Annotated in this window: 15 protein-coding genes; 7 read left to right on the top strand and 8 right to left on the bottom strand. The window is 70.6% G+C overall.

All coding sequences use genetic code 11. The annotated features are described in order from the left end of the window. The first annotated feature begins 74 nt into the window (after positions 1-74). The gene (locus C468_RS14205; protein ID WP_008849594.1) at positions 75-1,790 is read left to right on the top strand and encodes a formate--tetrahydrofolate ligase; all 1,716 of its coding nucleotides are present in this window, start codon (positions 75-77) and stop codon (positions 1,788-1,790) included. A 19-nt stretch (positions 1,791-1,809) separates the two neighbouring features. On the opposite strand, the gene moaC is transcribed toward C468_RS14205, so the two are convergent. Together moaC and C468_RS14195 are read right to left on the bottom strand one after the other, a co-directional pair. After that, the gene (gene moaC, locus C468_RS14200; protein ID WP_049912250.1) at positions 1,810-2,316 is read right to left on the bottom strand and encodes a cyclic pyranopterin monophosphate synthase MoaC; all 507 of its coding nucleotides are present in this window, start codon (positions 2,314-2,316) and stop codon (positions 1,810-1,812) included. Further along, the gene (locus C468_RS14195) at positions 2,309-3,784 is read right to left on the bottom strand and encodes a bifunctional ADP-dependent NAD(P)H-hydrate dehydratase/NAD(P)H-hydrate epimerase (protein ID WP_008849592.1); all 1,476 of its coding nucleotides are present in this window, start codon (positions 3,782-3,784) and stop codon (positions 2,309-2,311) included. The genes moaC and C468_RS14195 overlap by 8 nt, the downstream gene beginning before the upstream one ends. A 132-nt stretch (positions 3,785-3,916) precedes the next feature. On the opposite strand from C468_RS14195, the gene C468_RS18175 reads away from it, so the two are divergent. The 4 genes from C468_RS18175 (at position 3,917) to C468_RS14180 (ending at position 7,243) form a co-directional block, all read left to right on the top strand. Then, positions 3,917-4,096, top strand: coding sequence for a hypothetical protein (locus tag C468_RS18175; RefSeq protein WP_152422934.1), 180 nt, complete (start codon positions 3,917-3,919; stop codon positions 4,094-4,096). Next, positions 4,093-5,124 (top strand): glycosyltransferase, encoded by a 1,032-nt coding sequence (locus tag C468_RS14190; RefSeq protein WP_008849591.1) that lies wholly within the window; start codon positions 4,093-4,095, stop codon positions 5,122-5,124. The genes C468_RS18175 and C468_RS14190 overlap by 4 nt, the downstream gene beginning before the upstream one ends. Then, positions 5,125-6,780, top strand: a complete 1,656-nt coding sequence (locus tag C468_RS14185; RefSeq protein ID WP_008849590.1) for a DUF2070 family protein — start codon at positions 5,125-5,127, stop codon at positions 6,778-6,780. It begins immediately after the preceding gene. Positions 6,781-6,853: 73 nt separating this feature from the next. Further along, positions 6,854-7,243: a DUF2237 family protein gene (locus C468_RS14180; protein ID WP_008849589.1), complete on the top strand. Its 390-nt coding sequence runs from the start codon at positions 6,854-6,856 to the stop codon at positions 7,241-7,243. A 21-nt stretch (positions 7,244-7,264) separates the two neighbouring features. Here the strand turns inward: C468_RS14180 and C468_RS14175 are convergent, their stop codons facing one another. Further along, entirely contained in the window at positions 7,265-8,278 is a 1,014-nt protein-coding gene (locus C468_RS14175; protein ID WP_008849588.1) for a lysylphosphatidylglycerol synthase transmembrane domain-containing protein, read from the bottom strand. Positions 8,279-8,468: 190 nt separating this feature from the next. Between C468_RS14175 and C468_RS14170 the strand changes: the two genes are divergently transcribed. Then, positions 8,469-9,335 carry a hypothetical protein gene (locus C468_RS14170; protein WP_008849587.1) on the top strand — a complete coding sequence of 289 codons (867 nt, stop codon included), beginning with the start codon at positions 8,469-8,471 and terminating at the stop codon, positions 9,333-9,335. Between the two features lie 34 nt (positions 9,336-9,369). Beyond that, positions 9,370-10,362, top strand: coding sequence for a glycosyltransferase family 4 protein (locus C468_RS14165; RefSeq protein ID WP_008849586.1), 993 nt, complete (start codon positions 9,370-9,372; stop codon positions 10,360-10,362). 12 nt (positions 10,363-10,374) lie between these two features. Here the strand turns inward: C468_RS14165 and C468_RS14160 are convergent, their stop codons facing one another. The 5 genes from C468_RS14160 to C468_RS18725 all read right to left on the bottom strand — a co-directional run bounded on the left by C468_RS14160 (position 10,375) and on the right by C468_RS18725 (position 14,626). Beyond that, the gene (locus C468_RS14160) at positions 10,375-11,490 is read right to left on the bottom strand and encodes an ABC transporter ATP-binding protein (RefSeq protein ID WP_008849585.1); all 1,116 of its coding nucleotides are present in this window, start codon (positions 11,488-11,490) and stop codon (positions 10,375-10,377) included. After that, positions 11,487-12,308 carry an ABC transporter permease gene (locus C468_RS14155; protein WP_008849584.1) on the bottom strand — a complete coding sequence of 274 codons (822 nt, stop codon included), beginning with the start codon at positions 12,306-12,308 and terminating at the stop codon, positions 11,487-11,489. Before C468_RS14155 ends, C468_RS14160 begins: the two co-directional genes overlap by 4 nt. Further along, positions 12,305-13,225, bottom strand: coding sequence for an extracellular solute-binding protein (locus C468_RS14150; RefSeq protein ID WP_008849583.1), 921 nt, complete (start codon positions 13,223-13,225; stop codon positions 12,305-12,307). The genes C468_RS14155 and C468_RS14150 overlap by 4 nt, the downstream gene beginning before the upstream one ends. 177 nt (positions 13,226-13,402) lie before the next feature. Beyond that, positions 13,403-14,458 carry an Mrp/NBP35 family ATP-binding protein gene (locus C468_RS14145; protein WP_008849582.1) on the bottom strand — a complete coding sequence of 352 codons (1,056 nt, stop codon included), beginning with the start codon at positions 14,456-14,458 and terminating at the stop codon, positions 13,403-13,405. 15 nt (positions 14,459-14,473) lie between these two features. Next, positions 14,474-14,626: a hypothetical protein gene (locus C468_RS18725; protein ID WP_169330914.1), complete on the bottom strand. Its 153-nt coding sequence runs from the start codon at positions 14,624-14,626 to the stop codon at positions 14,474-14,476. Between the last annotated feature and the right edge of the window lie 48 nt (positions 14,627-14,674).

Genomic DNA, 14,674 nt, shown 5'->3' with positions numbered 1-14,674 from the left:
CGACCCGACGCGGCCTTTTTTATCGCCCGAGAACGCCTGCAACACTGATTACGCTGCCGAGGAAAGGCTCCGATATGGTGCACGCAGACCCGGCGGTCGACGCGAGTGGGGTACCGGAGTCCGACCTCGCCGTCGCGCGCGCCGCGACGCCCCGCCCTATCGAGGCGGTCGCGGCCGACCTCGGGCTGACCACCGACGAGATCGAACCCCGCGGCGACGGGGTCGCGAAGCTCACCCAGTCCGCGGTTCGCTCCGCGACCGCGAGCGAGGCCGACGGGACGACGGTGCTCGTCACGGGGATGACCCCGACGCCGAAGGGCGAGGGGAAGACCGTGACCTCGGTGGGGCTCGGGCAGGCGCTCGCCGGGCTGGGGGAGTCAGCGGCGGTCGCGGTCCGAGAGCCCTCGCTCGGTCCCGTGTTCGGGATCAAGGGCGGGGCCGCGGGCGGCGGGTACTCGCAGGTGCTCCCGATGGAGGCGATCAACCTCCACTTCACCGGCGACATCCACGCGCTCACATCGGCGCACAACCTGATAGCCGCGGCGCTCGACAACCACCTCCATCACGGGAACGAGGAGGGGGTCGACGTGCGGCGCGTCGACTGGCCGCGCGCGCTCGACGTCAACGACCGCGCGCTCCGCGAGGCCGTCGTGGGGCTCGGCGGGCCCGCGCGCGGCGTGCCGCGCGAAGACGAGTTCGTCATCACCGCCGCCTCGGAGCTGATGGCCGTCCTCGGGCTCGCCGAGGACCTCGCGGACCTCAAAGCGCGGATCGGGCGGATCGCGCTGGCCGAGGACGCGAACGGCGACCCGGTCACGCCAGCCGACCTCGGCGTCACGGGGGCCGTCGCGGCGCTCCTCCGCGACGCGTTCCGCCCGAACCTCGTGCAGACCGTCGAGGGCGTCCCGGCCCTGGTCCACGGCGGCCCCTTCGCGAACATCGCCCACGGGACCAACACGCTCGTGGCCGACCGCGTCGGCGCCTCCCTCGCCGACTTCCTCGTCACCGAGGCCGGCTTCGGCGCGGACCTCGGCGCCGAGAAGTTCGCGCACATCGTCGCCCGCCAGGGGATCGTCCCCGACGTGGCGGTCGTCGTCGCGACGGTCCGCGGCGCGAAACGGCACGGCCTGGAGATGTGGCCGGCCGACTTCGACGCGCTGGCGGAGACGGACCCGGATGCGGTCCGGGCCGGCGTCGACAACGTGCGGCGCCACGTCGAGGTCGTGGAGTCGTTCGGGATCCCGGCGGTCGTCGGGATAAACGTCTTCCCGGACGACGCGGAGTCCGAGCTCGCCGCCCTCAAGTCGACGCTTTCCGACGCGGGGGTTCCGGTCGCGCGCTCGACCGCCTATCGAGACGGCGGCGAGGGGGCGACCGCCCTCGCCGACCTGGTCCGCGAGCGGGCCGGCACCGGCGAGTTCGCGCCGCTGTACGACCTCGACGCCCCGCTCCGCGAGAAGATCGAGACCGTCGCTCGCGAGGTGTACGGCGCCGACGGCGTCGAGTACGTCGACGGCGCCGCGGACGACATCGAGCGCGCGGAGGCGTGGGGGTACGGCGACCTCCCGGTCTGCGTCTCGAAGACGCCGTACTCCTTCGCCGACGACCCCTCGCTGACGGGCGTGCCGGAGGGGTGGACGCTCACCGTCCGCGCGGTGTCGGCGTCGGCGGGCGCCGGCTTCGTCGTCGCCAAGACCGCGGACGTGATGACGATGCCGGGGCTCCCCGCCGAGCCGGCCGCCGAGGACATCGACGTCGACGCCGACGGCGACGTGAGCGGGCTGTTCTGAGGCCCGACGGGCGGTCCGGCTACTCGCCGAGCGTCCGCTTCTCCTTCTTTACGACCTCGACCCCGCCGATCCCGGTGTCAGGGTACTGACCGTCGCCGTCCTTCTCCGCGGCCTTCACCATGTCCCAGACCACGTTGAGCCCGGTCGTCACGCCCTCTAACGCCTCCATCTCGCAGCCGGTCTTCCCGGTCGTCTCCACGGCGACCGTCAGCTCGATCCGGTCGTCGCCGACCGCGAACTCGGTGTCGACGTTCGTGATCGGGATCTGGTGGCACATCGGGATCGTCTCCCACGTGTGTTTGACGGCCTGCACCGCGCCCACGCGGGCGGTCGCCAGCACGTCGCCTTTCCCGACCTCGTCGGCCTCGACGGCCGCGATCGTCGAGGGCGTCAGCCGGATCTCACCGCGCGCGACCGCGCGGCGGCTCGTGTCGGGCTTGTCGCCCACGTCGACCATCCTGACCTCGCCGGACGCGTCGGTGTGGGTCAGTTCGTCGGTGGAGCCGTCTTCGGAGTCCTCACTCATCACGCGTCGCCTCGGGAAGCCGGTCGATTAAGTCCGTCGCCACGAGGCCGTTCCCCAGCTCCGCGGCCGCCGCGTCGCCGGCCAGCCCGTTGACGTACGCCCCGGCCGCGGCCGCGTGAAACGCGTCGGTCACGGCCGCGAGCGCGCCCACCGCGCCGGCGAGCACGTCCCCGGTCCCGCCGACGGTCATCCCCGGGTTCCCCGTGCGGTTCAGCCTGACCGCGTCGCCGTCGCTGACGGCGTCGACCGCGCCCTTCACGAGCAGCGTGTGACCGACCTCGTCGGCGAACGACCGAACGAGCGCCGCGCGCTCCTCGGGGTCGTCGGCGGTCTCGCCGCCCATCCCCACCAGCTCCCCCTGATGCGGCGTGCAGATCAGCTCGGCGTCGGTGTCGACCTCGGGGACGACCCGCAGCGCGTCCGCGTCGACGACCGCGCGCCCTGCGTACCGCGACAGGAACTCGCGCGCGAACTCGGTCGCCCCGTCGCCGTCGCCGAGCCCCGGACCGAGCACGACCACGTCGTTGCCGGCGGCGAGCTCGAGCGCGCGGTCGACGTGTTCCGGGCCGATCCGGTCGCCCGAGAGCCCGCGGACGATCAGGTCGGCGGAGTACCCCTGCACCGTCTCCGCCACCGCCTCCGGGCAGGCGACGCGCACGAGGTCGGCGCCGGCCCGGAGGGCCGACCGGGCCGAGAGCGCGGGCGCGCCGGTGTACGGGCCGCCCCCGATCACGAGCACCTCGCCGTTCTCGCCCTTGTGCGAGTCCGGGTCGCGCCCGAGCCCCAGCAGGTCGCCGGGACCGGTGAACCGCTCCGCGGCCGCCGGGATCCCGATGTCCGCGACGGTCACGTCCGCGTCGAGCGCCGCCAGGCCCGGCTTCTCGTCGTGGAAGGTGACGACGCGGTCGGCCTCGACGCGGACCGCCGAGCCGCCGCTCCCGGTCGGCTCCCCCGAACCGGCGCTGCTCCCGGTCGGACCGCCGGTGTCGGCGTCGATACCGGAGGGCACGTCGACGGCGACGACCGCGGCGTCGCTCTCGTTCGCCAGTCGCGCCGCGGTCCGTTCCGGCTCCCGGAGCGCGCCCGCGACCCCGGTTCCGAGCATCGCGTCGACGATCACGTCCGGGTCGTCGAGGGCGAGATCGGCCGCGTCGGTGACGCTCTCGGTCGGGATCTCGGCGGCGCCGAGGGCCGCCCAGTTCTCCCGAGCGATCTCCGTCCGGATCGACTCGGGGCGCCCGAGCAGGCGGACGGTTACGTCGTACCCCGAGAGGAAGCGTGCCGCGACGAACGCGTCTCCACCGTTGTTCCCGCGCCCGCAGAGCAGTTCGACGCTCGCGCCGGGGTCCGCCAGCGCCCGGACTTCGCGGGCGACGGCGTTGCCGGACGACTCCATCAGCTGCTTCCGCGGGACGCCGAGGGCGGCGGCGTTGGCGTCGACGGCCGCCATCCGTTCGCTCGTGATCATGGGCGGCCGTTCGGGCGCCGGGAGATTAACCCTGGGGCCGCAGGGCGCTGCGGCGGTATCGCTCCCGGAACCGGGCGGTCGTGAAATGAAAATGTTGATGCACGTCCGAGGGAAATCCGCGACGTAACAACCGTGGCACAGCCTGGACACGACGACGGCGCTGCGGACCGGTCCGAGCGCGGCGGCGCGGCGGGAGTCGAGGCGACGGCCCCAAACGCGTCTCTCGCCGGATCGGCGCAGTCGACCGACCCCGGTGAGTGCTCCGACGGCGGCGCGCGACAGACGACGCCCCGACTGCGACCCCTCGCATGAACATCGGATTCTTCACCGACAGCTACTTTCCCGGCGTCGACGGGGTGACGTACACGATCCGCGCGTGGCGGAACCGGCTCGAAGACCGCGGTCACGACGTGTACGTCGTCTACCCGGCGAGCAGCTACGAGCCCGACGACCGCGAGCTCCCCGTGCCGTCGCTGCCGAACCCCTTCTACGGCCAGTACCGCGTGCCGACCTACCGGCGGCTCTCGACGCTTCCCGACCTCGACGTGGTCCACTGCCACGGGCCGGCGTCGACCGGGCTCATGGGGCGCCGATACGCTAAGAAGCGCGGCGTGAAGTCCGTGTACACGCACCACACGCCCGTGGAGGACTACTTCGTACAGGGGCTGAAACTGGAGTCGTTGGCCGGGATCGCCGGCCGGGCGTACGTGGCCTACGAGAACCGGTTCCTCCAGTCGTTCGACTGCGTCACCGCCTCGACCTCGCGGATCCGGCGGGACGTGTCCCCCCGGCAGCTCCCCGTCGGCATCGAGACGGACACGTTCCGCCCGGTGGCTGACTCGAAGTTCGCGAGCGACGAGCCGACCGTGGGGTACAGCGGTCGGATGACCCGCAACAAGAACGTCGACGAGATCCTCCGGCTCGCCGAGCGGCTCCCCGACGTGCGGTTCGAGCTGGTGGGCGACGGGCCGGTCCGCGAGGAGCTCGAACGCGGCGCCCCGGAGAACGCGCGCTTCCGGGACTTCCTCCCGCGCGAGGACCTCCCGGCGTTCTACTCCGCGCTCGACGTCTTCGTCACCGCGTCGACCTGCGACACGCTCGGGCTGTCGACACTGGAGGCGAACGCGTGCGGGACGCCGGTCGCCGCGGCCGACGTGCCCCCCTTCGACCGCACCATCGGCGACGACAACGGCGCCCGGTTCGAGCACGGCGACCTCGACAACATGGCGCGGGCCGTCGACGACTGCCTCGAGGGCGACAGGCCGACCCGAGCGGCGGTCGAGGCGTTCTCGGTCGACCGGACGATAGACGAGCTGGAGGAGATATACGGGGTGTCGTAGATGGGCGCCGACAACGTCGACGTGTTCCAGCGGCTGGTGTTCAGCGTCCCGCCGCTCTCGCGCCAGCTCCCCGCGATGGCGGTCCTCGGAGTCGTTTACAGCGTCGTCGCCTTCGCGGCCTTTCGGGCGTTCACGCCGCTTTCGCCGGAGCCGTCGACGCTCCTCCCGATCGCGGGACTCCTCTTCATCCTCCCCTTCCTGTTCGCCGGGGAGCTGTTCCACCGGGTCCTCCCGCGGTATCCGCGGACCTGGAGCTACTTTCTCGCCCTGATCAACCAGTTCGTCACGTTCGTCTACGCCCTGATCCTCTCCGGGGCCAACGACGTGGGGAACGCGTGGAGCATCGTCTGGCTCCTCTTCATCACGGTCTACCTGATCAACATCCTCGTGCTCGTCGTCTCGGTTGGGATCGACCGGTACAAGCGGATCCTCATCGTCGGGCTCGCCGAGCCGGCGGCGCTCATCGCCGCCTTCTACGCGTTCGCCGGCGGCGACCTCGGCTTCACGACGTACCGCCACGTGTTCGCGTTCGCTTCGCTGCTCATCGCGGCGGCGTTCCTCGTGTTGGTGCTCGGGATCGTCGACTACCTCATCAGGAGCAACACGGACGTCTCCGCGTTCGAGCTCACCTCGGGCATCCTGCGGAACGACCGCGCCTCGCTCGATCTGGGGGTCGAGGCCGAGCCCGCCGTCGAGACGCTCGCGATCGACAACGGCGACCGGCTGACGCTCGCCGCGCCGTGGGTCCACCCCGGCCCGCTCGGGGGGTTCGGGGGCGGCCAGCTGAGCGGGAACGTCATCGACGCCCTGAACGACGGGGACGACGGCGAGAGCGGCTTCTTCCTGCACGTCCCCTGCACGCACAAGGAGGACCTCTCGAACCCGAGCGACGCGGAGACGATCCTCGACGCCGTCGCCGACCCCGAGCGCGTCGGTCGCGCGTCGCGGCTGGTACACGGCGACTACGGCGAGATCGAGTTCTACGGGCGCCGAGTCGGCGACAAGCAGGTCATCTTCCTCCACGGCGAGGGGATCGACGACTACGACACGGGCGTGTTCATGGGCGACGTCGACGAGTCCGCGGTGCTGCTCGTGGACCTCCACAAACACGACCTCCAGAACGGCCCGGAGAAGGAGGTGCTGTACGGCTCCTCCGAGGCGGATCGACTGAAGCGCCACTTCGACGACTTCCGCGACCGGCTCGCCGACGAGCCCCTGCGCGACTACGCGGCGGGCTTCGCGGTCCGCCGCGCGGACCAGGACGTGGCGGCCCTCGTCGAGTCGGTCGACGGCCAGCAGATCCTGCTGATGGGGATCGACACCAACGGGATCACGCCGGACGTGCGCGAGCTGGCGGCCGACTACCGCGAGGAGTTCGACGAGGCGCTCGTCTTCTCCACTGACACCCACGCCTCCATCCACGAGCTCGCGAACACGAGGCGGTCGGACACCGCCGCCCTGACCGCGGCCGTCGAGCGCGCGACCGACGAGGTGGCCCCCGCGACGGTCGGGCTGACCAGCCGAACGACCCGCCCGCTCAAGCTCTTAAAAAACGACTACAACGGACTCGTGTTCAGCGTCAACATCCTGATCCGGCTGACAATCATCTCGCTCGCGGTGTTGTACGCGCTCCTCGTCCTCTGGCTGTTCTTCTGACGGCGGGCTCGTTTCGCGGGCGACGCGGGGGGTCACGCGAAGAGACTTCTGTTCACGGACCGTGGGTGTCGGTATGTCTGAACGGAACGTCCTCGGCGAGGAGCTCGCCACCTGTAGCGGCGATCCGACGACCGGGTTCGAGCGCGACGGCTGCTGCGGAACGCACCCGGACGATCGGGGTCGACACGAGCTGTGCGCGGTGATGACCGACGAGTTTCTGACGTTCAGCGCGGAGCGGGGGAACGACCTCGTGACGCCGCGTCCGGAGTTCGACTTCCCCGGGCTCGAGCCCGGCGATCGCTGGTGTCTCTGTCTGGGACGGTGGCTCGAGGCGCTCGACGCGACGCGCGCACAGCAGCTGCCGGAGACCACCGTCCCGCCCGTCGTGCTCGACGCGACCAACGAGGCGGTGTTGGACTCCGTGGAGATCGAGACGCTCGAGAACCACGCGTACGACGCGTGAGGCGACAGCGGCGGCCGTCCGCTACCGGACCGTCCGGACGCCGAGCACCGAGGCCGACGCGCCGCCGATCGCCACCGGCATCCAGTAGACACCGCCCCGGAACACGAGCACAGCGGCAGTGACCGCGGACGCCGGGACCCCGGTCGTCGGGACGAGCAGCGCGACGAACGCCGCCTCGATCCCCCCGAGCCCGCCGGGGAGCGGCGTCGCGCCCGCGACGTACGCCAGCGGGACGGCGAACAGCGGAATCACCGGGGACACCTCGTGGCCGACCGCGGCGAACGCGGCCGTGAGCGCGGCGGCCTGAAACAACCAGCCGGAGAGCGAGAGGCCGACCGCGGCGGCCAACCGCCCGGGGCTCGTCGCGACGCGCTCGATGTCCTCGAAGAAGTTGCGAAGCCTGTCGGCGATCCCGGCCTCGACGGTGTCGGCGTCGAACCGGTCCAACCGCCCGGCCAGCCCGCCGACCGCGCTCGGGAGCCGGTCGATGACGGCCCGCCGGTACCGCCAGCCGAGGCCGATCCCCGCGACGATGGCCGTGATCAGCGCGACGGCGACGCCGACGGCGACCTCGAGGCGTTCGCCGACCGCGGCGGTCGTCGCGTAGTAGCCGACGCCGAGGAACACGAGCGAGATCGAGGGGACGACGTTGAGCACGTCGACGCTGGCGATCCCGACGAGGCCCGTCTCGTAGCGCGAGCCGGAGACCCGGGAGATGAGGGCCGCCGCGACCGGTTCGCCGCCGGCCTGCCCGAACGGCGTGACGTTGTTGGCGAAGACGGCCCCGGCGTACACGAGGAAGGACGTGGCGACCGAGAGGGAGACGTCGAGCGAACCGAGCACGGTCCGGAGCATGAGGCTCCACGCGATCAGCCAGCAGAGCGCGAACCCGAACGTCGCCGCGACCAGCGCCGGGTCCGCCGTCAGCAGCGTTTCGACCATCCGGTCCGCCCCGACGACGGCGAAGAGCACGGCGAGGATCGCGACCGCCGCGACCCCGCCGATGACCAGTCCCCGTCGCTGGCTCCCGTCCATAGGGGGGATGACGCCGTGGCTGACTTTAAATGTCTGATCGGTTCTCACCGGCGGTGGCCCCCCGACGACGACCGATCGTGCGAGTGACAAAACCCGATTATCTGCCGGGAAAGGGGTTCTAGAGCGGAGTCAGCGTCGTGAGCCGCCACCAACAAGAATACAACCGTCGGGGGGGTACGGTCGCGTACGTATGGACGATCAGCGGTTCCTCGAATCGGAGTGGGACTACTGTCTGGTGTTGGACGCGTGCCGCTACGACGTGTTCGAGGACGTGTACGACGAGTACCTCGACGGCGACTTAGAGAAGCGTCGGACCATCGGGTCGTCGACGCCCGAGTGGGCCTACCGGACGTTCACCGGCGACCACGACATCGCCTACTTCTCCGGTAATCCCTTCATCAACGACCTCGGGATCCCGCTGAACGAGCTGAAGTGGGGCGCGAGCTGCGACTACGAGTGGACCGCCTCCGACCACATCAGCGACATCCACGACGTCTGGAAGACCGGCTGGGACGACGACCTGGGCACGGTTCCGCCCGAGGGGCTCGCCGAGGCGTACCGCGACAACCTCGACGCCGTCGAGCGCGCCGACCGGACCGTGCTCCACTACATGCAGCCGCACGCGCCGTACCTCTCGCGCGGGAAGGGCCAGAAGCTCAAGCAGATCCAGAAGGGGATCAAACGGCAGGAGGAGGAGGCGGAAGCCGGCGACGCGGACGACGACGGCGGCCTCCTCTCGTCGCTCAGCGACTCGGTCCGGCCGAAGATCGAGAGCCGGCTCGACGACAGCGAGTTCGCCCAGAAGGCGGGGCTGTGGCTGGAGCTCGACCCCACGGACCTCGTGAGAGACGGCACCCGCGTGACCGCGCTCAAGCTCTACGAGGAGAACCTCCGGATCGCCCTGGAGTCCGTCGCCGACCTCGTCGAGGAGCTCGACGGGACCGTCGTCGTCACCGCCGACCACGGCGAGGCGTTCGGCGAGGAGGGCGTGTGGGAACACCACATCGAGACGTACATCCCGCCGCTGATGGAGGTCCCGTGGCTGGAAGTGGAGTGACCGAGACGAGAGCGATCACCCCCGCGACCCCCCGATGAAGGTCAGCCACTACTTCGAGTTCGAGGACCGCGTCACGGGCGGCATCCGAGAGTCGGTCGTCCACCAGCGGAAGATGCTCGACCGCGAGGGGATCGCCTACACCACCGAGCCGACGCTCGACGCCGACGTGTTCCACTGCAACCTGATGGGGCCGCGGTCGGTGTGGTACGCGAAGCGCGCCGGCGACCGGGGGGTTCCGGTGGTCGCGCACACCCACGTCACGGCCGAGGACTTCGGCGACAGCTTCCGGTTCACCAACGCGCTCGCGAAGCCGCTCAAGCCCTACCTCAGCCGCGCGTACGGCCTCGCCGACGCGCTGGTCTGCCCCTCCGAGTACAACCGCGGCGTGATCGAGGGGTACGCCGACGCGCCGACGACCGTCATCTCGAACGGCGTCGACCGCGAGAAGCTCGCCGGCTTCGAGTCGCTGGAGGCGGAGTACCGCGAGCGCTACGAGCTCGACCCGCCGACCGTCTTCCTCGTCGGCCACGTGATCAAGCGGAAGGGGCTGGCGACGTTCGTCGACCTGGCCCGCCGGCTGCCCGACGTCGACTTCGCGTGGTTCGGGCCGCTCGACCTCTCGTTAAAGGGTCGGGAGACGACCCGGCTCATCGAGGAGTCGCCGGACAACTGCACGTTCACCGGGTTCGTCGACGACGTCCGAGGCGCGTTCGCCGCCGGCGACGTGTTCCTCTTCCCGACTCACGAGGAGAACGAGGGGATCGCCCTGTTGGAGGCGATGACCGCCGGCAAGGCGGTCGTCGTCCGCGACATCGAGACCTTCTCGTGGCTCGACGACGGCGAGGAATGTTTAAAAGTCGATCCGACCGACGCCGACGACGAGACCGCGGCGTTCGCCGACGCGATCCGCCGACTCTCCGATCCCGCGCTCCGCGAGCGGCTCGGGTCGAACGCGGCGACGCGCAGCGAGTCGTTCTCGCTCGACGCGATCGCCGAGCGGTACCGGTCGCTGTACGAGTCGCTCTGACCGGCCGCCGACTCACGCCGGATCGGGAAACGCCGTGAGGTCGCTCGCCGCGGCGGTGAGGGTCACGCGGTCGCCCTCGCTGAGCCCGTCGCGGTGCCGCTCGACGGTCACCGCCTCCCCGGAGTCGACCTCCACGCGCACGTCGTAGCGGCGTCCCACGTCACGCACGCCCGTCACCGTCCCCGACAGCTCGATCGGGCGTTGGTCCGCCTCGCTCGGTCCGTCGCTCCTCTCGCTCGGTCCCGACCAGCCGTCGGAGCGCGCACCGGGGGTCAGAGTCAGGTCGTCCGGACGGACGTGAACGGCCGCGCGCTCCGCGCCGGCGAGTCCGTCGGGCACGGCGGCGGCCGCGAGTTCGGTCCCGCCGATCCGCACCGTCCGCGACCCGTTGCCGTCGTCGACCGTCGCCGAGAGCTCGTTCGAACGCCCGAGGAACGACGCGACGAAGCGGGTCGGCGGCGACTCGTAGAGCCGCCGGGGAGCGCCGGCCGCGACGACCGCTCCGTCGCGAAGGACGACGAGCCGGTCCGCGACCGACATGGCGTCCTCCTGATCGTGCGTGACGAACAACGTCGTCACCCCGGTCTGCTTTTGAATGCGAACGATCTCGTCGCGGAGCCGCGCCCGAAGCCCCCTGTCGAGCGCCGACAGCGGCTCGTCGAGGAGGAGCACGTCCGGCTCGGGAGCGAGCGCCCGAGCGAGTTCGACCCGCCGGGTCTCGCCCCCGCTCAGCGACCCCGGAGAGGCGTCGCGCCGGTCGGCGAGCTCGACCAGCTCGAGGTACCGGTCGACGCGCTCGCTCACCCGATCGGCCGCGAGATCGCCGCTTTCCAGCCCGTACCCGACGTTCTCTCCGACGGTCATGTGGGGGTACAGCGTCGGACGCTGGAAGACGACCCCGACGTTCCGGTCCTCCGGCGGGACGTCGGTGACGTCGGCTCCGCGGAGCAGCACCCTGCCGGCCGTCGGATCGAGATGCCCGGCGATCGCCTGGACCGCCGTCGTCTTCCCGCAGCCGCTCGGGCCGAGCAGCGCGACGAGCTCCCCGTCGTCGAGGGAGAGCGACACGTCGTCGAGCGCGCGTTCGGCCCCGTACCGGTGGGTCACCCCGCGGAGTTCGAGGGTCATCGCTCCACCACGGTCGGGACCCCGGCGAACCGCTGTACCGTCGCGACCACGACGAGCGTGACCGCCAGCAGCGCGAGCGCGAGCGGGACGACGGCGTCGATGCCGCCGGCGATGAAGTCGACCCAGATGCGCGTCGGCATCGTCCGGGGGTTGTACGCGACCATCATCGTGGCGCCGAACTCGCCGATGGCCCGCGCGAACGTGAGCACGACGCCGGCGACGATCGCGCGGCTTGCGAGGGGGAGCGACACGCGCCTGAACGTCGCGAGCGGCCCGTATCCGAGCGACCGGGACGCCTGTTCGAGGCGCTCGTCGACGGCGCCGAACCCGGCGCGAGCGGTGATCACCATGAACGGGGCCGCGACGAACGTCTGCGCGAGCACGACGCCGACGAGGCTGTCCGTCAGCGGCACCCCGACGCGCGCCGCGGCGGCGCCGATCGGCGTGAACTGACCCACCACGCTGAGCAGCATCGCCCCGCCGACGACCGGCGGGACGACGAGCGGGAGCACGACCAGCGCCTCGATGAGCCGCTTCCCCGGGAACGTCTCGCGCGCGAGGACGTACGCGAGCGGGACGCCGAGCGCGGTCGCGATCGCGGTGGCGACCGGGGCGGTGAGCAGCGAGTTCCGGACCGCCGTCCGACTCGCCGTCCCCAGCAGGGTCTCGACGACCGGAACCGATCCGGTCCGGCCCAGGAATACCGCGAAGGGGAGCGCGAAGGAGGCGAGCAGGATCCCCCCGAGAACGCCGAAGACCAACAGCGGCGGCAGCCGTCGGGAGTTCGTGGCCGAACGAGTCGCGTCGACGAGGCTCATCCGCCTCTCACCTCGGCGGGAACGGCGCCGTGCGCTCTCGGGAACCCCTCGGTCTCGAACCCGTTCTCGCGAAGGGTCTCATCGGCATTCGCGAGGAACCGGACGAACTCGCGGCCGGCGTCCGGCGCGGCCGCGCTCTCGAGCACCGTCGCGTTGTACGTGATGGGCGCGCCGGTCGCCGTGTACCCCTCGTCTGTCGTGTAGGATACCTCGGCGTACCGGTCGGCGTACTCCGGGTTCGAGAAGTCGTACGCTTCCGGGAACGGGTGGAACTGGAGCCCGTGGTCCGCGGCCATGTTCCGGTAGGCGACCGCGGCGGCGCGGTTCCCCGTCTCGACGCCGGCGAGGAGCTGTGGCTCCTCGGGCTCCCGATAGGCGGCGTCGGCGACGGCCTCGGCGAAGCCGTCGAGCCCGTGTTCCCGCTCTGCCAGCCGGAACGCGTGGATGGCGCGGTACCCGAGGGGATCGAGGTCGGGATCGCTTATCGCGAGCGCGCCGGGCTCGGCGTCGCGCGCGACCTCGTACCACGGGTCGCCAGCCTCCAGGCGTTCCCCGAACCGCGTGTCGGGTGCGTACGCGATACCGACGGCGTTGGACGCGAACGAGACGTCCCACGCGGCGTGCGCGTCGTACAGCCGGTCGCGCAGGAGCCCGGCGTCCGCGCTCACGACGACGTCCGGGTGCTTCCGGTCGTCGGTCACCATCCGCATCACCGCGTTCGTGCCGTAGTACTCTCCGTGACAGGCGATCCCCGTCTCGGCCTCGAACCGCCGTCCGACGTGTTCGTCGAGGACGACCGCCAGGCTCCCGGCAGCGAGGACCGAGACGGCGTCCCCGTCACCGAGACAGCCGGCGACCCCGAGCCCGCTCCCGGCGGAGAGCGCTGCGAGGACCGACCGTCGGGAAGCCGATTGCATGCAGAACGCTTCAGCTACCAGCGGGATATAAACTACTCTCGTTACTATCTTGTAAGAAGTAATGGTCTGAAGTTACGTTATCGGCGTGAGTCGCGCTGTTTGCGATCGAGTGTTCTTACGATGCCGATTCGGGAGGGAATTCTCCGGCGCTTTCGGTCTCGGGCGTGCCCCCGTAGACTACGGGGTCAGATCGATGTCCGCGGCGCCGTCGGCGTGCGAGCGCCGCCGCTCTCGGCCGACCTGGTCCATCGTCCGTTCGGCGAGCTTTCGGAACGCTCGTGCCGGCTCCGAGACGCCGTCGGAGACGGTGGGCTCCCCGACCTCGCAGCTCTGTTGAATCGCAGGATCGAGCGGGACCTCGGCGAGGAGCGGGAGCTCGAACTCGTCGGCGAGCCGCTGGCCCCCGCCGGTCGCAAACACGTCGTGTCGAGTCCCGCACTCGTCGCAGACGAACCCGCTCATGTTCTCGACGACGCCGAGCATCGACGTGTCGTGTTTCTCGAACATCCGGACGCCCTTCCGGGCGTTGTCCAGCGAGATGTCCTGCGGCGTCGTCACGGCGAGCGCGCCCAACACTCCCATCTGCTGGAGCAAGGTCAGCTGTACGTCGCCCGTTCCCGGGGGCAAGTCGACGACGAAGTAGTCGAGATCACCCCACTCGGTGTCGTGCAACAGCTCTGTGAGCACCTTGTTGACCATGGCGCCCCGCCAGATGACCGGGTCGTCCTCGCCGACGAGGAAGCCGATGCTCATCAGTTTGAGCCCGTGGCTTTCGATCGGAATGATCGTCTCGTCGTCCTCCGCCCTCCCGGGCTTGTCCTGAACGCCGAGCATCCGCGGGATGTTGGGCCCGTACACGTCGGCGTCGAACAGTCCCACGTTGGCCCCCCGCTCGGCCATCGCCGTCGCGAGGTTCACCGCGACGGTGCTCTTCCCGACGCCGCCCTTGCCGGAGGAGACGGCGATCACGTTCGGCGCGCCGTCCATCTGGCCGGCAGGCGTGGTATCGTCTATCTCGACCGACAGCGACGGCTCGTATCCCGCTTCCCGAACGACGGCCCGAACGTCCTCGGTGATCCGGGTCTCACTCGGCGAGTGCGGGGCACCGAGCGCGAGCGGGACGTGGGCGGTGTCTCCGTCTATTTCGATGTCGCCGACGAGACCGAGCGAGACGATGTCGTCGCCGATGACCGGGTCCTCGACTCGAGCGAGCGCGTTGTGAAGGGTAGCCATTAGTAGATCAGTGGGTTACGCTGAGCGACCGACAGTGCTCGTTCGCGACAGTCGACTGGTCTCGTGGGCGTCGATTTCTACGAGCGCCGCCCAGCCGCGGAGCGTCTCGAACTCGAAGCCGAACTTCGAGTCTGTCGACGCCGCGTAGCCGCCATGGTGTCGATGCATATCTACCGATTATAACTCGACGGCCCAAGACGTGCTCCTGTATATTAC

The sequence above is a fragment of the Halorubrum kocurii JCM 14978 genome (genome assembly GCF_000337355.1).
GTDB classification, from domain to species: Archaea; Halobacteriota; Halobacteria; order Halobacteriales; family Haloferacaceae; genus Halorubrum; species Halorubrum kocurii.
Note: the sequence above shows the minus strand (reverse complement) of the source record. Positions and strands in the feature narration are given on the sequence as shown.